Source organism: Gemella massiliensis, assembly GCF_900120125.1.
Taxonomy (GTDB): Bacteria; Bacillota; Bacilli; order Staphylococcales; family Gemellaceae; genus Gemella; species Gemella massiliensis.
Genome location: NZ_LT635546.1, coordinates 417400 through 440785, shown reverse-complemented (window position 1 = coordinate 440785; position 23386 = coordinate 417400). Strand labels below are relative to the sequence as shown.

23 protein-coding genes and 1 pseudogene are annotated in these 23386 nt (G+C 28.3%); 8 read left to right on the top strand and 16 right to left on the bottom strand.

The window, feature by feature from the left end; translation table 11 throughout:
• Window positions 1-2 precede the first annotated feature (2 nt).
• From BQ7358_RS07095 to efp, 5 genes are all read left to right on the top strand, one after another.
• A complete protein-coding gene (locus BQ7358_RS07095) occupies window positions 3-662 on the top strand; it encodes an aspartate/glutamate racemase family protein (protein WP_062173426.1) in 660 nt (219 codons plus the stop codon).
• Window positions 663-807: 145 nt separating this feature from the next.
• Window positions 808-1320, top strand: coding sequence for an adenine phosphoribosyltransferase (locus BQ7358_RS07090; protein WP_021752837.1), 513 nt, complete (start codon window positions 808-810; stop codon window positions 1318-1320).
• Between the two features lie 20 nt (window positions 1321-1340).
• Window positions 1341-4202 (top strand): insulinase family protein, encoded by a 2862-nt coding sequence (locus BQ7358_RS07085; protein ID WP_062173429.1) that lies wholly within the window; start codon window positions 1341-1343, stop codon window positions 4200-4202.
• Between the two features lie 13 nt (window positions 4203-4215).
• Window positions 4216-4857 carry a tRNA (guanosine(46)-N7)-methyltransferase TrmB gene (gene trmB / locus BQ7358_RS07080; RefSeq protein ID WP_062173430.1) on the top strand — a complete coding sequence of 214 codons (642 nt, stop codon included), beginning with the start codon at window positions 4216-4218 and terminating at the stop codon, window positions 4855-4857.
• A gap of 124 nt (window positions 4858-4981) precedes the next feature.
• On the top strand, window positions 4982-5539 hold the full coding sequence (gene efp / locus BQ7358_RS07075; RefSeq protein ID WP_062173432.1) for an elongation factor P: 558 nt from the start codon (window positions 4982-4984) through the stop codon (window positions 5537-5539).
• Window positions 5540-5613: 74 nt separating this feature from the next.
• Here efp and BQ7358_RS07070 read toward each other — a convergent pair whose 3' ends face one another.
• Both BQ7358_RS07070 and BQ7358_RS07065 read right to left on the bottom strand, forming a co-directional pair.
• Window positions 5614-6945 (bottom strand): MATE family efflux transporter, encoded by a 1332-nt coding sequence (locus BQ7358_RS07070; protein ID WP_062173434.1) that lies wholly within the window; start codon window positions 6943-6945, stop codon window positions 5614-5616.
• 21 nt (window positions 6946-6966) lie between these two features.
• Entirely contained in the window at window positions 6967-7554 is a 588-nt protein-coding gene (locus tag BQ7358_RS07065; protein ID WP_062173436.1) for a TetR/AcrR family transcriptional regulator, read from the bottom strand.
• 262 nt (window positions 7555-7816) lie between these two features.
• Between BQ7358_RS07065 and BQ7358_RS07060 the strand changes: the two are divergent.
• From BQ7358_RS07060 to xerS, 3 genes and pseudogenes are all read left to right on the top strand, one after another.
• A pseudogene (locus BQ7358_RS07060) lies at window positions 7817-9211 on the top strand (GntT/GntP/DsdX family permease).
• A gap of 113 nt (window positions 9212-9324) precedes the next feature.
• Window positions 9325-9513 carry a 50S ribosomal protein L28 gene (rpmB, locus tag BQ7358_RS07055; protein ID WP_006365046.1) on the top strand — a complete coding sequence of 63 codons (189 nt, stop codon included), beginning with the start codon at window positions 9325-9327 and terminating at the stop codon, window positions 9511-9513.
• Between the two features lie 203 nt (window positions 9514-9716).
• On the top strand, window positions 9717-10769 hold the full coding sequence (gene xerS / locus BQ7358_RS07050) for a tyrosine recombinase XerS (protein ID WP_082729126.1): 1053 nt from the start codon (window positions 9717-9719) through the stop codon (window positions 10767-10769).
• A gap of 77 nt (window positions 10770-10846) precedes the next feature.
• Here xerS and pgsA read toward each other — a convergent pair whose 3' ends face one another.
• The 14 genes from pgsA to recJ all read right to left on the bottom strand — a co-directional run bounded on the left by pgsA (window position 10847) and on the right by recJ (window position 23377).
• Window positions 10847-11416, bottom strand: a complete 570-nt coding sequence (gene pgsA / locus BQ7358_RS07045) for a CDP-diacylglycerol--glycerol-3-phosphate 3-phosphatidyltransferase (protein ID WP_072520406.1) — start codon at window positions 11414-11416, stop codon at window positions 10847-10849.
• A gap of 145 nt (window positions 11417-11561) precedes the next feature.
• Window positions 11562-12254, bottom strand: coding sequence for a hypothetical protein (locus BQ7358_RS07040; RefSeq protein WP_062173442.1), 693 nt, complete (start codon window positions 12252-12254; stop codon window positions 11562-11564).
• Window positions 12255-12314: 60 nt separating this feature from the next.
• On the bottom strand, window positions 12315-14342 hold the full coding sequence (locus BQ7358_RS07035) for a DNA translocase FtsK (protein WP_062174734.1): 2028 nt from the start codon (window positions 14340-14342) through the stop codon (window positions 12315-12317).
• A 190-nt stretch (window positions 14343-14532) separates the two neighbouring features.
• Complete coding sequence (locus BQ7358_RS07030; RefSeq protein WP_062173444.1) at window positions 14533-14769, bottom strand: ferredoxin; 237 nt, start codon at window positions 14767-14769, stop codon at window positions 14533-14535.
• Window positions 14759-15343 (bottom strand): XTP/dITP diphosphatase, encoded by a 585-nt coding sequence (locus tag BQ7358_RS07025; RefSeq protein WP_062173446.1) that lies wholly within the window; start codon window positions 15341-15343, stop codon window positions 14759-14761. Before BQ7358_RS07025 ends, BQ7358_RS07030 begins: the two co-directional genes overlap by 11 nt.
• A gap of 10 nt (window positions 15344-15353) precedes the next feature.
• Window positions 15354-16145, bottom strand: coding sequence for a glutamate racemase (gene racE, locus BQ7358_RS07020; protein WP_062173448.1), 792 nt, complete (start codon window positions 16143-16145; stop codon window positions 15354-15356).
• An 18-nt stretch (window positions 16146-16163) separates the two neighbouring features.
• The gene (gene recO, locus BQ7358_RS07015) at window positions 16164-16892 is read right to left on the bottom strand and encodes a DNA repair protein RecO (protein WP_231723750.1); all 729 of its coding nucleotides are present in this window, start codon (window positions 16890-16892) and stop codon (window positions 16164-16166) included.
• Window positions 16879-17790, bottom strand: a complete 912-nt coding sequence (era, locus tag BQ7358_RS07010; protein ID WP_072520404.1) for a GTPase Era — start codon at window positions 17788-17790, stop codon at window positions 16879-16881. The genes recO and era overlap by 14 nt, the downstream gene beginning before the upstream one ends.
• A 2-nt stretch (window positions 17791-17792) precedes the next feature.
• The gene (gene ybeY, locus BQ7358_RS07005) at window positions 17793-18266 is read right to left on the bottom strand and encodes an rRNA maturation RNase YbeY (RefSeq protein ID WP_062173454.1); all 474 of its coding nucleotides are present in this window, start codon (window positions 18264-18266) and stop codon (window positions 17793-17795) included.
• 9 nt (window positions 18267-18275) lie between these two features.
• Window positions 18276-18749, bottom strand: coding sequence for a tRNA (uridine(34)/cytosine(34)/5-carboxymethylaminomethyluridine(34)-2'-O)-methyltransferase TrmL (gene trmL, locus BQ7358_RS07000; protein ID WP_062173457.1), 474 nt, complete (start codon window positions 18747-18749; stop codon window positions 18276-18278).
• 6 nt (window positions 18750-18755) lie between these two features.
• Window positions 18756-20108, bottom strand: coding sequence for a signal recognition particle protein (ffh, locus tag BQ7358_RS06995; protein WP_062173459.1), 1353 nt, complete (start codon window positions 20106-20108; stop codon window positions 18756-18758).
• 11 nt (window positions 20109-20119) lie between these two features.
• The gene (gene ylxM / locus BQ7358_RS06990; RefSeq protein ID WP_062173461.1) at window positions 20120-20443 is read right to left on the bottom strand and encodes a YlxM family DNA-binding protein; all 324 of its coding nucleotides are present in this window, start codon (window positions 20441-20443) and stop codon (window positions 20120-20122) included.
• Between the two features lie 252 nt (window positions 20444-20695).
• Entirely contained in the window at window positions 20696-21058 is a 363-nt protein-coding gene (locus BQ7358_RS06985; RefSeq protein WP_062173463.1) for a hypothetical protein, read from the bottom strand.
• Between the two features lie 51 nt (window positions 21059-21109).
• Window positions 21110-23377, bottom strand: coding sequence for a single-stranded-DNA-specific exonuclease RecJ (recJ, locus tag BQ7358_RS06980; RefSeq protein WP_062173465.1), 2268 nt, complete (start codon window positions 23375-23377; stop codon window positions 21110-21112).
• Between the last annotated feature and the right edge of the window lie 9 nt (window positions 23378-23386).

Below are 23386 nucleotides of genomic sequence, written 5' to 3'. Positions count from 1 at the left end.
TTATGAAAATAGCAGTTATGGCAGGAACACCAGTTGATACAAATTTGGGAGCAGAATTATTAAAAAAGCATGGTTATAATAATCTTGTTGCCATACCAATATCGAAAAATCCGATTGAACAAACAACATTTCAAGCAATGAAAAAAATAGAAAAAGAAAAAATAATTATTGGATATATTAAAAAGTTAAAAATTCAAAATTGTACTAAAATTTTTGTTTATTGCAACTCACTTAGTTCCGCTATTAATTTTGATGAATTATCAAAGAAATACAATGTAACAATAATAACTCCTATGCAGATGTATCGCACTCTTGGGCTTGAATATCGTAATCTAGCGGTTATAACAGCTAATTCTCACGGTTTAGTAGGCGTTGAAAATAATCTTTATGTCGCTAATCCCGAATTAAAAATATTAGGGATAACAATGTTAGAACTTGTCAAAGCAATAGAGGAAAAACAAAAACCTGATGAAATAGTTACTAAATTTAACTTTATACATTTATTAAATTATTTTGAACAGATGCAGGTCGAAGCAATTGTGTTAGGATGCACACATTTTCCTTATATAAAAAATGAATTAAAAAAAATAACGTCATTACCTATTATTGATGTAGGTTTATATATGGTGAAAAAACTAAAGATAAATACTTCGAAAAAATAACATATCAATATAACTTGCCGCTTTGTCAATTAAATAATATTTTTCGTATACCGCCTTATTTTTGGCACTTGTTAAATTGCTTATTTGCTTAAAATATAGTATAATGTATTAGTTAAGAAAACTTTTAGGAGAACAAGTAAAATAGATGAATTTAGAAAAATATATTTCAATCGTAGAAGATTGGCCAAAAGAAGGAATAAGTTTTAAAGATATTACAACATTAATGGCAGATGGTGAAGCCTATAAATATGCAACTGATCAAATTGTTAACTATGCAAAAGAAAAAAAAGTAGATGTAGTAGTCGGACCGGAAGCTCGTGGTTTCATTATTGGTTGTCCGGTTGCATATTCATTAAAAATAGGATTTGTTCCGGTGAGAAAACCTAACAAACTTCCACGTGAAGTAATTAGCTATAAATATGATTTAGAATATGGAAGTAACACATTAACAATGCACGCCGATGCTATTAAACCCGGGCAACGTGTTTTAATTACCGACGATTTACTTGCAACCGGCGGTACTATTGAAGCATCAATAAAATTAGTAGAACAATTAGGAGGAATTGTAGTAGGTATTGCATTCTTAATTGAATTAGACGGTTTAAACGGAATGGATAAACTAAAAGATTATGATGTACTTACATTATTAAAAATGTAATCTACTACTAAAATATTAATATGACATTTGAACTAAAAGAAACAAAATATCTTAAGAATATAAATACCAATGCCTATGTTTATGAACATAAAAAGACAAAGGCAAAATTAATTTTTCTGGAAAATGAGGACATAAACAAAAGTTTCAGTATAGCATTTAAAACTATCCCTTATAATGACAATGGTATTTTTCATATTTTAGAGCATTCTGTTTTATGTGGTTCAGAGAAATATCCGGTAAAAGAACCTTTTGTAGAATTACTAAAAGGTTCTTTTAATACATTTTTAAATGCTTGGACATTTCCTGATAAAACTATGTATCCGGTAGCCTCTAAAAATGACAAAGATCTTGAAATTTTAACTGATATTTACCTAGATGCTGTCTTTAATCCAAAATTAAAAACAAATAAGAATATTTTATCTCAAGAAGGATGGCACTATCATTTAGAAAGTGTTGATGATAAATTAACTTATAAAGGTGTTGTTTATAACGAAATGAAAGGTGCTTATTCTTCTGTTGATGAAGTCCTTGATGACTATATATCACAAGCGTTGTTTACAAAAACACCTTATCGTTATTCATCCGGCGGTAAACCGGAAGCCATTCCCAGTATTACATATAAAGAATTTATTGATACATATAACTATAATTATCATCCAAGTAACAGTTATATTGTTCTTTACGGTAATTTAAAAATTGATAATTATCTTATAAAAATTGATAATTATTTAAATAATTATGAGTATAAAGATTACAGTAATTATCAAATAATCTCACAAAATGAATTTTCTGATAAAGTCTTTAGACGTACTTATTTTAATGAAAAAACTAATAATAAAGGGTATGTTGCATATAGTTATATATTGGGAGATAGCAATAACAGCATAGAAATAGATAATATAGATATTATTGATGATATTTTATTGGGAAGCAGTAATACGGAATTTAGAAAATATTTTATTGATAATAATATTTGTGAAGATGTATATAGTTACTTGCATAAAGATCGCAAAGAAGCTGTATATAATATTATCTTTAAATATGTAGATGATAATCAGCTTAGTAAATTAGATAAACTTTATAAAGATACCTTAAGTAGAATAATAACAGCCGGATTTGATTACGAACAAGTTCAGGCTACAATTAATAAAAAGAACTTTTCCGTTAAAGAGGAAATTAACAAAACCGGCTCTCCTAAAGGAATATCTTATGCCGTAAAAATTATGCGCGCTTGGAATTATGGATACGATCCGTTAGATAGTTTTGATATTGATAAAGTTATTAATAATATACAGAAAAACTGCGATAATAAACACTTTGAAAAAATAGCCAAAAAATGGTTATTAGATAATGAAAAATCAAGTATAGTTGAACTTTTACCGGTTGATAAAAAAGAACAAACGGAAAAAGATCTGGTCTCTTATCAGAAAACTTTATCTGCTGAAGAAATAAATGACATCATTAAAGAAACAAACGATTTGAAAGTTTGGCAAGAAACACCGGATAGTGAAGAAAATTTGAGAAAAATAAAAAGTGTTGATGCAAAAACTGTAGAATTAAAAAATCCACTGGAAAAAACTGAGATTGAAATATTAAAAGATGTTACATATTCACATTTTGATACAGTAACTAACGGCATTTCTTATTCAAGATTATTATTTAATATAACGGACTTTACCATACCACAGTTACAATATTCTTCGCTATTAACTTATTTGTTATTTAATCTAAATACTAAAAATAAAACAGAATCCGAAATAATAAAAGAAATTGATTTCAATTTAGGTAATATTAGTTCAAGTATTGAGATTTTTAGAGAATTTGAAAGTGAACGTTGTTCAATTAATTTTATAATAGGGACAAAATATCTTGTAGAAAAATCAAAAAAACTATTTGATATTTTAGAAGAAACTACTTTAAACTTTGATTTTGAAAATAAAACATCTATATATAATGTACTATTAGAGCTTAAACTTATGCTTGAAAATAGATTTAAACAAGCAGGGCATAGTTTCGTATCAAAACGACTTATCAGTTATTATACCGTTCAAGGTGCTTTGGCTGAACAGATTTCAGAATATAATTTCTATTTATTTATCGAAAATTTAGTAGCTAATTTTGAAACTGAGTTTGAGAATATAAAAGAAAACCTAGAAAATATTACCAAATTAATTTTTAACAGTTCACGACTTTTAGTTAATTTTGTTGGTAATGAAAGAGAATATAAAAACTTTAAAAAAAATATTTCTAAATTAGTAAAAAAATTTCCAAACAATATTAATGATCAAGGTGGATTTAAAGTTGAATTAAAAGATAAAAATTATTCAGAAGGTTTTTATTTTGACACATTGGTTCAATATGTAGGCGTTGGTTATAATATTAGTAGCTATTCCGGAGCATATTTGGTATTACGTCATATATTAAACCTTGATTATTTATGGAATAATGTTAGAGTTAAAAATGGTGCTTACGGTGCCGGAATGATTATTAATAATTATGGAAATTTCGGTCTGTGGTCATACCGTGATCCGAATTTAGAGGAAACCTTAGAAACTTATTATAATATTTATAATTATATTAAAAATCTTGAAATAGATGATAAAACTTTAAATAAATACATTATCGGTACACTTAACACTCTTGATACACTTATGTCACCAAATGCAAAAGCATATTATTCTTTAACTAAATATCTTACGAACAGTCCAAAGGATTTTTATGAAAAAATTGTTAATGAAGTCAAAAATACTACGGTTTCAGATTTACGCCAAATTGCAGAAGAATTTGAAAATATTAGATTTTCGCATAAATGTATTATAGGTTCAAAAGAAAAAATAACTGAAAACAAAAAATTATTCAATAAAATAATAGAATTAAACTAAGAAAGGAATATGAATGAGAGTTCGTAACAGATCAAATTCAAGAGAACGTCTTGAAAACAGCCCCTTAGTATTTTTACAACCAAAGGATAACAAGGGAAAATGGAAAAACATTTTTGGAAACAACAATCCTATACATCTGGAAATAGGAAGTGGAAAAGGGAAGTTTATTCACACATTAGCGGAAAAATATCCAAATATTAATTTTATCGCAATGGAATCACAACAAACTGTACTTAGCTTTTTGCTGGATAAGATTGAAGAAACATATCGAGATAATCTAAAACTTATTTCAGGGAATGCAGAAGATTTATTAGATTATTTTGCACCATTTGAAATAAGTAAACTATATTTAAATTTTTCAGATCCATGGCCTAAGACACGTCATGAAAAACGACGTTTAACATTTAGTAAATTTTTGGAACGTTATGAAATTATCTTAAATAATAAAAAGACTATTGTCCAAAAAACTGATAATCAAGGGCTATTTGAATATAGTCTTATGAGTTTTGCAAAAAATGATTTTACTTTTGAAAAAATATCGCTGGATTTGACAAACAGTATATATGAAGAAGATAATGTTCACACTGAATATGAGGATAAGTTTATCCAAAAGGGTAATAAAATTTACATGGTAGAAGCCGTAAAAGAAAATTAAATTAAAAAATTATGTTGCACTTTACATATTTTTATTTATGTAAAGTTAACTATAAATTTAGTATTGATTAAATAAAAGAAATTAATTATAATAATAATTAGTAATATTCAAAGGAGATTTAAAAATGATTTCAGTAAATGATTTTAAAACCGGTGTTACTATTGAAGTTGATGGTAACATTTGGAAAGTGTTAGAATTTCAACACGTTAAACCGGGAAAAGGAGCTGCATTTGTTCGTTCTAAACTTAGAAATATGAGAACCGGTGCCGTAAATGATAAAACGTTTAGAGCAGGTGAGAAAGTTGCCAAAGCACAAATAAACAATCAAAAAATGTCTTATCTATATTCAACAGGTGATGCTTATGTGTTTATGGATAATGCTACTTATGAACAAATAGAAGTACCGGAAGAAAACCTTACTCATGAGTTGAACTTCTTAAAAGAAAACATGGAAGTTTCGATTTTAATGTTTGGAGATGAAATTTTAGGAATTGATTTACCAACAACAGTTGAATTACTTGTTACAGAGACAGAACCGGGTGTAAAAGGGGATACAGCACAAGGTGCTTCTAAATCTGCAACAGTAGAAACCGGCTATACATTACAAGTACCGTTATTCGTAAAAGAAGGAGATATATTAGTTATCAACACAGCAGAAGGTAACTATGTATCAAGAGCATAATTATTGTACAAAAATAACCATTTGTAAATTCAAATGGTTATTTTTGTATGTACAATACCTTAATAATACGGATTTTAATTAAATTTTTTTATTGTTTTTAAATATGTGAGCATACCTAAAACAACGATTAAAATATCTATAACCGGCGTTGTAAACCAAACTGCTTTAAGACCGAAAAACATTGGTAATATTATCATCGCAGGTACAAATATTATAACTTGTCTTAACATTACCAAGCGTCCGGCAGATTTTGCATCACCAATCGCTTGGAAAAATGTTAGTAACATTATCATTACTCCATATAAAATGAAAGCACTATAAAGTATTCTAAAACTTGTTACTCCATTTATTAAAGAATTTCCTGTTAAACCAAAAAGACTTAATAGTGGTTTAGTAAAAATAATTGATGGTATCCAAAAAATAGCAGCTAACACAATAGAGTAGATTGTAAATATTTTAAAAATTGATCTGACTCTATCATATTGTTTTGCGCCGAAATTCGCTCCTATTGCCGGTTGTAGTCCTTGGCTCATACCCCAAATTGGAATAAATGAAAATGCCAATATTCTTAATGAAGCTGCCATTATTGATCCGGCTTCATCTTCACCGTACCTGAATGCTTGATTGTATAATAAACTTTGCTGAATAATAGTTAAAACCTGCATTAACATCGCAGATACTCCAATAGAAAATACTTCTTTATAAATACTGGTTTCACTAATAATTTTATTAATTTTAACAGTATTACTTTTATATTTAAAATAATAAAATGTGATAATTGCTTGAATTATTTGTGCTGTAATAGTTGCAATGGCAGCACCTTCAATTCCTCTATCTCCCATTGATATCATAAATATAGGGTCTAAAATAATATTAATTACAGCACCAATTCCCATAATTAGCATTGCTCTTTTCATTAATCCTTCACCACGCATAACCATATTGGCTGCCTGAGCAAAATTGACAAATAGAGAACCTATAAATATAATTTTTAAATAACGCGTAGCTAAATCTAATATATTTCCGCTTGCTCCTACCAAACTCAAAAATTGTTTTGAAAATAAAAAACCTATAATTGTTATAATAACTGACAATAGAATAACCCAATAAAGTAAATTATTCATAATTTTATCGATAGTGTTTTGATTTCTTTCTCCTATAGCACGAGATAAGACAGAGGCGGAACCTACACCGATTAACGTTGCAATTCCTGTATTAAAGTATGTAAAAGGCATTGCAACACCTACAGCGGTCATTGCATCTTGCCCTAAAAGTTGTCCTGCAAATATACCATCCATTAAAGGATATAATCCTATAACAATCATTCCAATAATTGCGGGGATAGATAATTTAACCATAATATTAAGTGGAGTAGCAGTTAGTAACTCCTTACTATTTTTATCCATATTTATCATTCCTTTCATTGATTATTTTATAATAATATTTTTTGTTAAATATGATTCAATCATAAATTCTAGCTGGTTTCTATTTTTTATAAAATTTTTTCTAATATCAATTAATTCGCACCCTAGCACTGAAGTATTAATTATACACGTAATAAATTCAAGTATTTCATCAAGAGAACAAATACAATCAATTTTCTCAAAAAATTTTTTAAGGCTATTTATAGAATCTTTTTTTAATTTTTCAAAAAGTTTTTTTAAACTTTCATCTTCATTTAATTGTTGTAAAAACATAACATACAATGGTGTAAATTCATTATCAGCCAACATTTTATCAACTATTAATTCTGCTAATAATTTATTTGTAACTGTATTATTATTAATTTTTTCAAACATAATATTTTTTCTGTAGATATTCCCTTCTATCATTATATCGTAAAGTATTTCGCCTGTACTCTTATAATGGTGGTATAGACCGCCAATAGACATTTCAGAAGCAACTACTATATCTTGCATAGTAGTATTTTTAAATCCTTTTTCTAAAAATAATTCTTTTGCTATATCTTGTATAAATTTTTTTCTTTCTTCTTTTTTTAATCTTTTTGCCGACATAATATTTTCCCACTTATAAATTTTTATTATACCGAGATTATCCTCGGTAATGAATTGATTATATAATAACATATTTTTTTTTAATTTACAAGTTAGTAAAGCGAAAAAAGTTTTCCAAAGTGAAGTTATTAAATAATAAAATAATGTTTATAGTAAAATGATCTAAATGTTAATTAATATTAAATTACTTATCAATTCAATTTTTAGAAACGTTTTTGAAAAAATGTTATAATAAACTTTATAAAAATTTTAAGGAGTGAGTATGTTAAAAAAAAATAAGTTATCTATTATTAGCATATTATTTTTAATAATATCAACAGTGCTTATATTAAATAATTCAATACGGTTATTTACGGTTTTTATTGGGATTATAGCATTGATTATATTAATAACTAAATTAAACGTTGAACCGTTTATATCTATTTTATTAATTTCAATTATTCTAGGATTAATTCTCGGATTATCACCGATAGAAATTATTGATACTGTAGAAAAGGGGAATGGTGTATTACTAGGTCATCTATCACTTATTTTAGGATTAGGGGCTATGTTGGGTTCTTTACTGAATACTTCAAAAGTAGCAGAAATTACCGCAACACGCTTAATTGACTTTTTTGGTGTTAAAGGTATTCAATGGGGTCTTATTGTTGCCGGTATGTGTATTAGTTTTTCATTATTTTTTGATGTAGCATTTATTTTGATTATTCCAATAGTTCTCAATATTGCAAAACACTAAAATGTCAATAAACTTTGGTTAGCACTTCCTACCGGTATCTCTATTTTAACAATACATGCGTTATTTCCACCACATCCCAGTCCAAGTATTATAGTAAAAAGTTTTAATTTACAAATCACTGAAGTTATGTACTATGGTTTAATAGTGGCTATTCCAACGGTAATAATAAGTGGTGTGTTATTAACTAAAATTACTCTTACTAGTTCAGAGCAAAAAACAAAGCAAAAAAATGAATTGAGTTTTGATAATACTGATAGTAGCATTAGCTTTTCTATTTCTATTTTTATTTTATTACTGCCGGTTATTTTAATAACAATACCACAGTTGATAATATCAATGATAAGTCTACCAAAGACGGTAAATTCATATTTGAAGTTGATTTCTAATCCTATTTCGGCTCTTATAATCACTCTTATCATAGCAATAGTAAGATTAGGAATAATGAGAGGGCAAAAAATTTCTCAAATTTCTAATGATTTAACCCTATCTGCAAAATCTATAGCAACAGTGTTATTAATTAATGGAGCAGCAGGGGGGTTAAAACAGATTTTAATAGATGCAAAGGTTACTGAAGAGATAGTTAGTATAACATCAAAACTTAATATTTCAGTATTACTTATTAGTTTCGTGGTTGCTGCGATATTAAGGATTACTCTAGGAAGCAGTACGGTATCTGCTATCACAACATTGGCAATAGTAGAACCGATGATTAATAGTATAAATTATCCTGCAACTTTGGTTATGCTTAGCATTGCAGCTGGAAGTATGTTTTGTTCTCATGTTAACGATCCGGGTTTTTGACTATTCAAACAATATTTAAACCTTGATTTAAAGTCAACATTTAAGACATGGACTTTTGGTACAAGTGTCGCCAGTATAATTGCGTTTGTAATAGTTTTATTATTGGTTCAATTCAGTTAATTTAAAAATTATAAACAATATCACTTGCTATACGTGTTAGTATATGGTATATTATATTTTGTGTATGTAGTAAATGTTATGAATAAACTATTTCCAAAAAGGAGGATTAATTCATGGCAAAAGTTTGTTACGTTACCGGACGTAAAGCACGTTCAGGAAATACTCGTTCACATGCGATGAACGCATCAAAAAGAAAATTCAAAGCTAATCTACAAAAAGTAACAATTTTAGTAGATGGACAACCTAAAAAAGTTTGGGTTTCTGCTAGAGCTTTAAAATCTGGAAAAGTTGAGCGTGTATAATTAGCAATAGACTTTAAACTATCTAAGATTATCTTAGGTAGTTTTTTACTTTGTAATCTTAAATTTTGAGGTATTAAAATTTGAAATTAAAAATCTAATAGTGATTAAAAGAGTTGAAAAAATAATTTATATATATTATAATATAATTGTTCGCATAATACATATTATATGCATAAATTATTGTGTAAAGGAGAAATATAATAGTGGTACGCAATCAACGTGATTATTACCGTCAAAAAATAAATAAACTCATTCCTGAATTTCCTGATTATATTGAGGATTTTATTGATACTTATTATTATATTTTATCGCCACTTACGTTGCATAGATATTTAGAAACATATAAAAATTTTCTTTCTTGGTTAATTAGTGAAACTATTTCTCATGCTGATATAATTAAAAATGTAGAACTCTCTACATTAGAAAATATCTCAAAAAAAGAAATGGAAAGTTATTTTAAATATCTTTCTCGTGAAGCAATAAACGGTAAATATCGTACACAAACAACAATAAACAATTATAAAGCTGCTATGCGTTCTCTTTATAAATTTCTTACTGTAACGAGTGAAAATGAACAAGGGCGTGCTTATTTTGAGCGTAATGTTATGCTTAAAATACCTATTACACGTGTTAAAGAAACATTATCTTCACGTTCAAAAAAAATATCAGAAAAAATTTTTCTTGATTCGCAAGATGAAGAATTTCTTGATTTTGTCGAAAATCAATATGAAAATACACTTTCTAAACATGCTAAAATATTTTTTTTACGTGATAAAACAAGAGATATAGCTATCCTCACCCTTTTCTTAAAAAGTGGTATTCGTGTTAATGAGTTGGCTAATCTTAAAGTGAAAGATATTGATTTTCTTAATAGTGAAATTAATGTAATTCGTAAAGGAAATAAAACAGATACGGTAATTATACCGGAATCTGCTCTCACTAAATTGAATATATATTTTAATTCATTGGCATTAAAACCAACAAGTGAAGATTTTGTTTTTACATCTAAAAATAAAACCGGACTTTCAATTCGTGCTATTCAAAAGTTAGTAATGAAATATACCGACGCATTTAATGTTCCAATGTCACCACATAAACTCCGCCATAGTTACGGTACAAAATTAGCATTAAAAACAAATGGTAATATTCCAATTATAATGACTCAAATGGGTCATTCAAACAGTGATACTTCTATGCTTTACATTAATGAATCTAAAAAGATAATAAAACAATCTATTGACAAACTTGATGAATAATATCGCTTTAAACATTTTAAATAGTTTTCAAACAAAATCGCAGAAGAATTTATCAATTATATCTTCTGCGATTTTGTTTATTTAAAAACATGTATAGAATTCTTAAAATATTCCAAACCTGAAAGGATAGTTAAAATAACGGAAATCCAAAGTAAAATATAATCTAATTCAAAATTCCACGTATTAAAAATAGGATTCCCCAGCAAAATAAGTATAATAGCTACCAATTGACTTACTGTCTTCAATTTTCCCAGTACACCGGCAGGTATAACTTCACCTTTTTCCACCGCCAATAGTCGAAGCCCTGTTACAGCAAACTCTCTTGCAATAACGACAACAACCATCCAACTGTGCATCATCCCCAGTTCAACCATTACAATAAATGCACTTCCTACAAGCAGTTTATCCGCTAGCGGATCTAAAAATTTCCCCATATTTGTTATAAGATTATATTTTCTTGCTAAATAACCATCAACAAAATCTGTTATAGAAGCAAAAATAAATATTAAAGCGGCAATAAAAGTGTTTAACTTAATAGATCTCCCATTTATTATTGATATAGAACCACCCATATCAATTAGTAAAAAAATTATAAAAACCGGTATTAAAATTGTTCTAAATAATGTTATTTTGTTTGGTAGATTCATCGTAATTACTTATCCTTCTGACTTTTGTTTTATCTTTTTTAATGTACTAATTTATTATAACATAAACAATGATTAGCTACAATATAAAAACAATGAGAAAACCTTTAAAGTAATGGTTTTCTCATTGTTTTATTAATTAAGCATATTATTGGCTCTTTTGATTATTAGGCACAGTCGCACCTGAGTTTTGTCTTGCAGGTTGAGTAGGAGTAACAACAGGCGGTGTTGTTTGTCCTTGAGCTGTTTGACCGTTAGTTTGGTCTTGTGTTTGCGTAGAAGGTGCAGCTTGCTGTGCACTGGCTGCTGCAAGAACTTCATTATTTGCTACCAGTACATTTGCTATTGTTGTTAATGTCGTTGCACCGTCTCCTTCATTTTCATATATCACGGTTTTTTCTTTTTCAATAATTGCTTGTAACGCATTTAAACTATCTTTAGCCGAATTAACTTTTTCACTATCTTGTTTATCTACTTGTGATAATGTATTATTCTGAATTTCTTTTTCTATTAAAGATGATAAACTAGTACGCATTTGTTTAAGCACATCATTAAATAATTTAATTTCGTCATCTTTATTTTTAGAAGTTATCTCATCTTTTTTATCAAGTAATGTTTTAAGTTCAGATACTTTTTTGTCTAATGTATCTACTTCGTTAAACTTATTCAAACTATTATTTATAAATTTTGTGTTAGCTGTTTCTTGAGAATTATTATTACTTGTTACAGGTTTATTATTTTTATAGCTTTGTTCTTTATTATATGCGTAGGCAGAAAGCCCTCCTATAATAAATAATAATGCAACAAGTATTCCTGATAATAATTTATTATTTTTTTTCATTATTTGTACCTCTTAATATTATTTAAGTTAACATAATTTAATATATGTAAATAAAATTTATTAGTTATCTTCCGAAAATTCTTTTTCTAAAAAAACCTTTCTAGGTTTTGCACCATCTGCCGGGCCTATGTAACCATCATCTTCCAACATTTCAACAATACGTGCAGCTCTATTATAACCTATTTTAAACCTTCTTTGCAATAGTGATGCAGATGCTTTTTGTGTTTTTGCGATAAATAGTAGCACTTCTTTATAAAGGGGATCTATTTCATTATTACCTACCCCGTTATTTTCCTTTGTTGTTTCACTTGGTGTCATATTTGGATCATATTGTGCTTTTGACTGACTTTTTACATAATCTACTACCTTTTCAACTTCTTCATCTGATAAATAAGCACCTTGGATACGTACAGGTTTATTTGAATCGGCTGACAGATAAAGCATATCGCCTTTACCAAGCAATGTTTCAGCACCTGATTTATCAAGTATAGTCCTTGAATCAACACTGGAACTTACCGCAAAAGCTATACGTGATGGAATATTTGTTTTAATTACCCCCGTAATAACATCAACCGATGGACGTTGTGTGGCAATAATCATATGAATACCTGCAGCACGTGCTTTTTGTGCTATTCGTGCTATTGATTCTTCCACCTCTTTCGATGAAACCATCATCAAATCAGCAAGCTCGTCAATTATAACGACAATATATGGTAATTTTTTATAATCCGGATCTTTTTCGGCTATTTTATTATAGCCTTCCATATTTCTAACTCTAGCACGTGAAAATTCACGATATCTATTTTCCATTTCAAGAACAACCTTATGTAATACATCGGCAGCCTTTAACGGATCGGTAACAACCGACGTTAGTAGATGTGGAATACCATCGTAAATGGAAAGTTCTACCATTTTAGGATCAATCATTATCAATTTAACTTTGTCAGGTTTATTTTTGAGTAAAATACTGGTTATTATTGTATTTACACAAACCGACTTACCACTGCCGGTAGATCCTGCAATAAGTAAATGAGGTGTTTTGTCCAAACGTGTAAAGATAGCTTCTCCTGAAACATCTTTACCCAAAGCCACTGATAATGGTGAGTTATCCTTACTGTTAACAAATACTTCTTTCATTGTTACAAGTTCATTAATTGTATTCGGAATTTCTATACCTATAAGTGATTTACCCGGAATTGGAGCCTCAATACGAACATCTTTTGCTGCTAAATTTAGCGCAATATCATTGCTTAAATTAACAATTTTACTTACTTTTGTACCTGGTGTTGGTAAAATTTGAAACTGTGTAATTGATGGGCCGACTATAGCCTTAACAATTTTTACTTCTATACCGAAGTTGTTAAAAGTACTTTGCAAAATTTTTGATTTTTTAACGACATCGCTTTTAGTTATAGTTTGTTGTTTTGTAGGATTGTTAAGCAAGGATATGGAAGGTAAAATATAACTATCATAAGATTCTTCTTCTTTTTTTACATTATCAAACTCAGAAACTTCTTCATTAAATTCTCTTATGTCAACTTCCAATTCTTTATTTTTTATTTTATTATAGCGTTTCTCATTGGAATTTTCTATTATCTTATCATTCTCAGAAATTATTACTTCATAATCATCTTTATTTTCACTTTCCGACTCATATACATTTTTATCAAATGCGTTTTGTATGGTATTTTTTACTTTTAGAACAAACATTCGATGATGAATATTCAGGTATAGTATTATTGTTGTGATTATCACTGAAATAACAACGAGTAGCGCTCCGTAATATGATAATAAGTATATAAGTAATTTTACAGGAAAATATGAAATCACTCCACCGCCATAAAGTGATACTTTATCATTATAAATATCATTAAAATTGATATAGTTCATATCTTTATTACCAATTAAAATTAGTTGGAATAAAAAGTCAATAAGTACTAATATTACAATAAGAAAAATTGGTGATTTCAATTTTTTGTTAATTACATGATATATCGGAATACTGGCTAATATTAAATACAACAGATAGCTAAAATTACCAAAACAGTATTTAAATACAGCATCAAAAAATTTCCCAATAACTCCCATTTGTAAAACTGATAAAATTACTATAATGATAGAAATCATAAAAAATATTGAACGATATGTTTCTTTAGAAAGTGTAGGAATATTATTTTTTTTCGATGATTTTTTTGTTTTTGCAGATTTTTTCTTTTTAGGTATTGCTCCTATCTTTTGTGTTTTTACTTGTTTTGTTTTTTTCTTTGTTGTAGTTTTTTTAGTACTCAATCTGCTCTCCTTCCTTATTATCTTCCACAATAACTGACTCAGTCGGGCAATTCTCACATGCTTCTTTTATTAAACTTTCATATTTTTCAGGAATAACTGCACTCATAGAATTATTATCAATATGACAAAATGCTATGCCGTCTTCATCATAATCGTATACATCCGGGCAAATTGCACTGCAATTCCCACATGCAATACAATCTTCCCTATTTATTTTAGTTTTCATTAATTTGTTCCCTTAAGTAACTTGCTAATTCGTTTAAAGAATTTCTTCTATGACTAATAGAATTTTTTTCTTCACTGCTTAGTTCAGCAAATGTTTTATTTAATTTTTCTATGTAAAAAATTGGGTCATAACCAAATCCGTTATTACCACGTTGTTTTGAAATGATTTTTCCATGACATTCTCCTCTAAATGTTATCTCTTCTCCATTGGGAGTTACTAAAGCTATAACAGATACAAAATGTGCCGGAGATTCTTTCCCATTAAGTTTTGTTATTACCTTTTCAATATTTTTTTCATCAGTTTGTTCCTTTGAATAGCGAGAAGAATAAATACCCGGTTCACCATTTAATAAATCTATTACCAACCCACTATCATCGGCTATTGAAGTTTTTTTAGTATAATTAGAAATAATTCTCGCCTTTATAAGTGCATTTTCTTCAAAAGTGACTCCATCTTCAATAATTTCATCAAAAAATCCAACATCGGCAAGGCTTAATATATTATAATTTGTTAAAATTTCTTTAATTTCTTCAATTTTATGTGTATTATTTGATGCTAATACCAACTCTTTCATGACATACTCCTTAAATATCCACTATCTGTGCAATAATATCTTGTTTTAACCATTTCGAAGCTATATTATTAAAATTTTTTCCTTCTTGAGATATAAAAAATTGATGTGCAGTTTTATTTAATTTTTTTTGATGTAATTTTTCATAAGTAAGGACGGTACTCACTTCACGTGCGGCTTCCCTACCGGAAGAAATAACTTTAATATCCTTACCATAAAATTTTTCTATTTCTTTTTTTAATATAGGGTAATGTGTACAACCAAGAACAACAGTATCCATGTCCAGTTTTTTTGTTTCATCCAATGCTTCTTTTAATAGATTTTCGGTAGCATGAGGAATAAGATTACCTTCAGCTTCAATAAAAGGACAAAACGTCGGACATGCTTTATTATATACCGTCATTTCCGGATTAATATTATCGATTTCGTTATTATATACTTTAGACTGTGCGGTAAAACGTGTTCCCAATACTAATACTTTGTTGTTTTGCGATGCCTGAATAGCACGCCTTGCACCCGGTTGAACTACCCCGATTATCGGAAGTTCATATTTATCATGCAAATGATCAAGAGCTGCCGCAGTCGCAGTATTGCACGCTAAAACAATCATCTTAACGCCTTTACTAATTAAAAACTTCACAGCTTTTTCTGTGTACTTAATAATTTCTTCTTTTTTTCTATCTCCATATGGGCAATTTTTCACATCACCAAAATAATAGATAGTTTCATTTGGCAGTTGCCTCATAATTTCTCTAGCAACTGTTAAACCACCTACACCGCTATCAAAAACTCCTATAGCACTCATTTTATAAAATCCTTTCTACTAAATAGAGTTAAGTAATTTCTCCAACTCTATTATTTTTGGGTATGATTTTGTTTCAATTCCAACATATTCCTTAAACAATAAATTGCAAAATTCAAATAAGGAAACTAATTCTCTATCGCTAATATCCAATGTTTCTAAAAAATTTATCGGTTTTATGCTAAAGTAATAAACCAACTTTACAAGACTGTTATTTATGGTATAACATCCTTGGTCTAAATGATTTTTATCTACAAAAATACTGTATCTAAAACTATATGCCACATATTCTAAATCTGTTTTTTGATATTTAAAATTAAAACCGTGTACTTTTAATAAATTAATTAAGCAATAAATCGTAACTAAACGTTCAGATATGTTACGATTCATGTAATCTAAACACTTACCAAGAAGCTTATATATGTTTAAATATGTATCATTGCTATACGCGATATACTCTATTATGTTAGTGGCATACGCATTTTTCATAACATCATAAATTATGGTGTTATACATATTTTCTATTTCCAATGCTATTATTTTATTCATCCCACCTGTTGGAAAATAATTAATCAAAACTTTGTATGGGATATTTACCTTTAATTTTTTTTTATTCTTATAAACATTTTCATAAAAAAAGCTTTCAATACATCCATGTTCGGTTAAAACATGAAGTATCTCATGATAATCACGATATTTTATTTTTTTTATTATTATACCTGTTACATAATTATTTCTAGTCAAAGACATCATCCCTATAGCCTAAATCACGGATTAAATTAGGTTTTGAACGCCAATTATCAATTACTTTTACCCATAACTCAAGAAATACCCTTTCTCCAAGTAGTATTTCAATATCTTTTCTAGCACGAATACCAATCTCTTTTATCATTTTCCCCTGTTTTCCAATAATCATACCTTTTTGTGATTTTCGTTCAACAACTATTGTAGCTATAATATTTTTTTTCTTACCTTTTTCTTTTGAAATTTTATCAATAACAACCGCAATAGAATGTGGAATTTCCTGTTCAGTAAGTTGCAAAACTTTTTCACGAATAAATTCAGAAATAACAAAATATTCGGGAGAATCTGTAATGACGTCATCAGGATACATTTTTATGCTTGGAATTAAATATTTTTTAGTTGTCTTTAATAAATTATCAACATTAATAGATTTCAAAGCTGAAATAGGAACAATCTCTACAAAATCATGCAAATTTCTATAAAATTCTATAATTTCTATTATATTTTCCGGACTAATTAAATCTATTTTATTTATTAATAAAAAGGTCGGAACATTAAGTTCTTTTATAATATTAATAATATGTTGATCACCACTACCGAATTTTTCATTAGCATTAATTATTAAATAAACTATTTCTGAATCTTTAATGGCGCTATTAGCCAACTTCATCATATAATCACCTAATCTATGCCTTGGTTTATGAATACCCGGTGTATCAATAAAAACGATTTGAGAATCTTCATCGGTATAAACGCCATTAATAATATTACGAGTCGTTTGCGGTTTATCTGACATAATAGCTATTTTTTGTTTAAGAATATTATTTAATAACGTTGATTTTCCTGCATTAGGTCTACCTATAATTGTTACAAAACCGGTTTTAACCTTTTCTATTGGCAACATACTTATCTCCTCAATCCAAATTTTTCTAAAATAATTTCCTGTTTCTCAAACATTTCTTTTTCATCATCTTTATTCATATGATCATATCCTAAAAGATGTAAGAAACCGTGAACTGCTAGAAATCCTATTTCTCTATCAAAACTATGATTATATTCCAATGCTTGTTCCTTAGCAATATCAACACAAATAATAACATCGCCAAGGGAGTTGATTTCATTTTCTAAACCGATAATATTAATTTCGTCTTCGACTTCATCATTTAAAGCGAATGAAATAACATCAGTGGGAACATCTTTTCCACGATATTCACGATTTATATATTGAATTTCATCTTTATTAACAAACGTAAGTGACATATCAGCAATATCGGTATTTATATTTTCATATTCGGCAGCCGTGTCTAAAAGTGACAATAGCATTTCTTTTATACTATCTTCAATCAAATTATTATTATCAATAATATCTACAAAACTCATAGTATCTCCTTAATGTAATTCATTAAAATTTTGTTGTCTTAATGCTTCATATATAATTAGTGCTGCTGTGTTTGAAAGATTAAGAGATCTGACATTATCACTCATAGGAATTCTTAAAGTTTGCTTGTGATATAATTCTCTGAAATCTTTGGGTAACCCTTTCGTTTCACGCCCGAAAATAAAGTAAATATCTTTATTCTTCCTGTTGGAAAAATTAAAATCAGAATATATTTTCTCTCCGAATTTTGTTATAAGATAATAACATTTATCATCGGTAGCAGCTAAAAATTCTTCAAAACTGTCCCAAACGACTAAATCTAAATCTTTCCAATAGTCAAGACCTGCACGTTTTACATCCTTATCATCAATAGAAAAACCGAGCGGTCTTATAAGATGTAATCGTGTATTTGTTCCGACGCATGTACGTGCAATATTTCCGGTATTAGCTGGAATTTCCGGTTGAAATAAAACTATATGATTCATACTTTTCTAAAATGGAAGTTTGCCACCAAACATTTTTCCAAGTCCCTTTCTTTTTGATTTATCATTCATAATACCGCCAAATTGTTTCATCATTTTACGCATCTCTTCAAATTGTTTAATTAACTTATGTACTTCACTTATCGGTCGTCCACTACCTTGTGCTATACGTTTTCTGCGTGGAACACTGATAATATCAGGATTTTGACGTTCTTCCGGTGTCATTGATTTAATAATCGCTTCAACATAAACAAATTGTTTTTCATCAACAGAATCAAGATTTATATTTTTTATTTTACCCATACCCGGTAGCATACCTAATATATCTTTAATACTACCAAGTTTTTTTACTTGTTCAAGTTGTGTTAGAAAATCTTCAAATGTGAAACTTTGATTCATCATTTTTTCTTGCATTTTTTTTGCTTCATCTTCATCAATAGACGCTTGTGCCTTTTCTATCAATGTCAATACATCACCCATCCCCAATATACGTGATGCCATACGTTCCGGATGGAATAATTCAAGATCATTCATCTTCTCACCCATACCAACCAATTTTATCGGTTTTCCGGTAATAGATTTAATAGACAAAGCAGCACCACCACGAGTATCACCGTCCAGTTTTGTTAATACTAAACCTGTAATATCAAGTTGTTCGTCAAATGATGTAGCTATATTGACAGCTTCTTGCCCTATCATCGAATCAACAACAAGTAAAATTTCGTCCGGTGTAACAGCTTGTTTAATATTTTTTAATTCATCCATTAATAGTTCATCAATATGTAAACGACCGGCAGTATCAACAATTACATAGTTAAAATAATGCTCTTTGGCATATTCCAATCCTTCTTTTACAATATCAACAGGATCTTTATCAACATAAAACACTTCTATATCCAATTGTTTTCCCAGTGTTCGTAATTGTTGAACAGCAGCCGGACGATAAACATCGGCTGCAATAAGCAACGGTTTTTTCTTCATCGTTTTTTTAACTTTTAACGCTAATTTCCCGGCGGTTGTCGTTTTACCTGCACCTTGTAGTCCAACCATCATAACGGTTGTGATTTTCCCGCCTTGATTTAATTCAACATTAGAGCCACCTAACAATTCAACCAATTCTTCATTAACAATTTTTACAATTTGTTGAGCCGGTGTCAGTGATTTCATAACTTCCGTACCCACAGCCCGCTCACTAATTTTTTTTACAAAACTCTTTACAACTTTAAAATTAACGTCAGCTTCCAATAACGCAAGACGAACTTCTCGCATCATTTCTTTAACATCCGCCTCAGAAACTTTCCCTTTACCGGTCAATTTAGCTATTGTATTTTGTAGTCTTTCCGACAAATTTTCAAATGCCATAATTTTTGCTCCTAATTTTCAAGTTTTTCTAACTGATAAATGTAATCTAAAATATCCTTGTTATCAGTTATTTTTTTTATTTCATTTAATAAAAATAATCGTTCATTGTTTAATTTAATTAAATTTAATTTTTCTTCAAATTGTTCTAATTCAGCTACCGTTCTTTTAATATTATTCGAAACAGCTTGTTTCGATATTGAATAATTTTCTGAAATTTCTGTTAGTGATAAATCATAAAAAAAATAATCGTTAAGATACTGTTTTTGTTTTTCACTAAGTAATTCAGAATAAAAATCATATAGTTGTGTAATTTGAATAATTTTTTCTATCTCCACAACTGCCCTCCATCCAATTTAAAAGTATATTTCTATATCACTATATTATACGATAAAATCGCATTTTTTTCAAATTTACCAAGTTGTAAAACCAAATAAAAATCCCCAACTCAACCATTTTCAATTTTTGTAAAATATAAAGGTTGTTCCAAAAATAAAAACTATTGACCGTTTTGTATTATTTTACTATGTTTTGTACTCTATTTTTATTTGTTAATTTCATTAAAATAGCCCCTAAAACTTGTCCAAGTTTTAGGGATCGGTAGCTTTAGCTGTTTCAGATTTAAGAGATTTATTCTTATATATCAGAGCAATAATTAAAGGTAACATTACGACAGGTAAACATATAAGCCCTCCTATAAAAGCTACTCTTCTATAACGATTTCTTGTAGAACTACCCTCCGAAATATTATTAAGAAAATTTGTCATGATACTGAAAATTTCACCGTCACTTATCATAAATAATAAAATGAACTCCACTGCAAATAATATCAAAAATATAATAATCACTTTCTTTGCAACTTTACTACATATATTCATTTTTGTTTTCATATCAAGTAATTCTGCATTAGGTATATTACGAAACCACTTTATTGCACGTTCTTCTTTTGTCATAATCTGTTTTCCTCAATAAATCTCATTTTATTTCTCAGTTCTTATATTATATTATAATATATTTTCAAATTTTTTATTTATTATCATTATATTTTCTTTTAAAAATAATTTCTCCATTTCGAAAATATTTTCCATTGAAACAAAACTTGGTGATTGTCTTAAATTAACTGTTGCATAATTTGAATTTAAGATAATAGTATTATTTATAACTTGTATTAATTCAAGTTCTTGAAAAATTTGTATCATTATTTTTAAACTATCAACATTTGTTTCCAATAAATTCAATAATTTCTGCAAAGTTTTTGTTATATTAATTTTCTTTTCTTTAGTACGAATTAATAAATTAAATAACTTAATCAATCTAGCTTTATCTATTTTATAATAATCTGACATTATTTGTTTTTCTTTACATACAACATATATTTTTTTAGGTTGTAATTTTAATAGCTCCAGAATTTGACCTCTTGATTGTGGAACATCAAGTAAATATATATTATCAAATACTCCATTTATATTGGAAATATCTTTATATTTAAAGTAATTATTCTGTGGATTATCCAGTTTTTTAGATATTTTCAAACTATCAGTCTCAATATTATCAATGTTGAACGTTGTATTTCTTAAGTCTTCAAATAAAAATTCTTTTATTTCTAAATCAATAATTTGTGCTTGCAACTTTGTATGACCGTTAAAATTATTTTTATCCAGTGTACAAAGTAAATCAATTATATCATTTTTTTCAACAAATCTAAATAAAGAATTATCTTTAAAACTAACGCATTCTAAGGTACTTGTTTCATCTGATATAATTAAACGTAAATACTGTTTATCTTTACCAAAATATACCTTGTCTATAACATTGACATTTTCCAGCAATACAGTCGGTTTTTCAAAATCCATTCCATACGGCTTAAGTGTATCCAATGAACTTAAAAATTGATAACTTACTTCTTCTAAATGGGTGACAATATCAATTTTTTTATCTAACTTTAATTCATGAGTGCTAACATATTCTTTATATTTTTTATCTAATCCTTGTTCTATTAGTTCAAAATTATTCTTTTCAAATGAAAATCCGGCTGCAAGTGTATGGCCGCCATAAGCATTAAATAAGTTTCCTATTTTATTTATAGCATCATAAATATTAAAATCATAAACACTTCGTGCCGATCCTTTTAAAATACCCCCATTATCTTTCATAACAAGAGCGGGTTTATTGTATAATTCAGTAATTTTTGAAGCGACTATACCGAGAACTCCCTCATGATATTTTTCACTTGCTATCATAAGTATATTTTTATCTTTTTTACCTGTTGTTTCTATTTGATTAATAACATCTTTGATAATTGTTTCAGTTACTGTTTTTCGATTTATATTGTACTCTTCTATTCTTCGTGCTAATTGTCTAGCTTGTTCAATGTCTTCCGTCATTAAAAATGATAGTCCCAGTTTTGCGCTATCCATCCTTCCGATAGAATTTAACTTTGGTGCAATATAAAAACCAATCGTTTGTTCATCAATTTTTGTTGTAATACCGGATAATTCTAGCAACATTTTTATTCCAATTCGCAAATCTTCATTTAATAATTCCAAACCTTGTTTTACAAAAATTCTATTTTCATCAACCATAGGAACCATATCTGCAACCGTCCCTATGGCAACTAAATCTAATAAAAAATCCGGATAAATCTCTAAGAGTGCATGTGCCAATTTAAATGCAACTCCCACTCCTGCCAACTTTTTAAAAGGATATGTTCCTTTAGGGTGCTCCGGATGGATTATTGCATAAGCATTCGGTAATGTATCTTGAATTTTATGATGATCAGTAATAATGATATCACAGTCTAATTTATTGGCAAAATCTACTTCTTCTATGCCGGCTATCCCATTATCTACTGTTATAATAAGAGTAATACCTGATTCTATTATTTTTTTAAATGCTTCTTTGTTAGGCCCGTACCCTTCATCAAAACGATTAGGAATGTAAGAAGAAACATCAGCCCCCATAGAAATCAATGTTTCTACTAAAAGTACTGTTGATGTAATACCGTCAGCATCATAGTCACCATAGACTAATATTTTTTCTTCATTACTTATTGCTTGATTTATTCTATCAACAGCTTTTTTCATATCATAAATCAAAAATGGATCATATCCTTCTTCATATTCATCAGAAAAATATTTTTTTACATCTTCGATTGTCGAAACACCTCTTGCATTTAATATTTTACCGATATTATTTGAAATGTTATAGGATACAACTTCTTCTAAAAATTTTTCATTATATTGTGGATAAATCCAATTATACTTCAATCCCATATTAGCTGT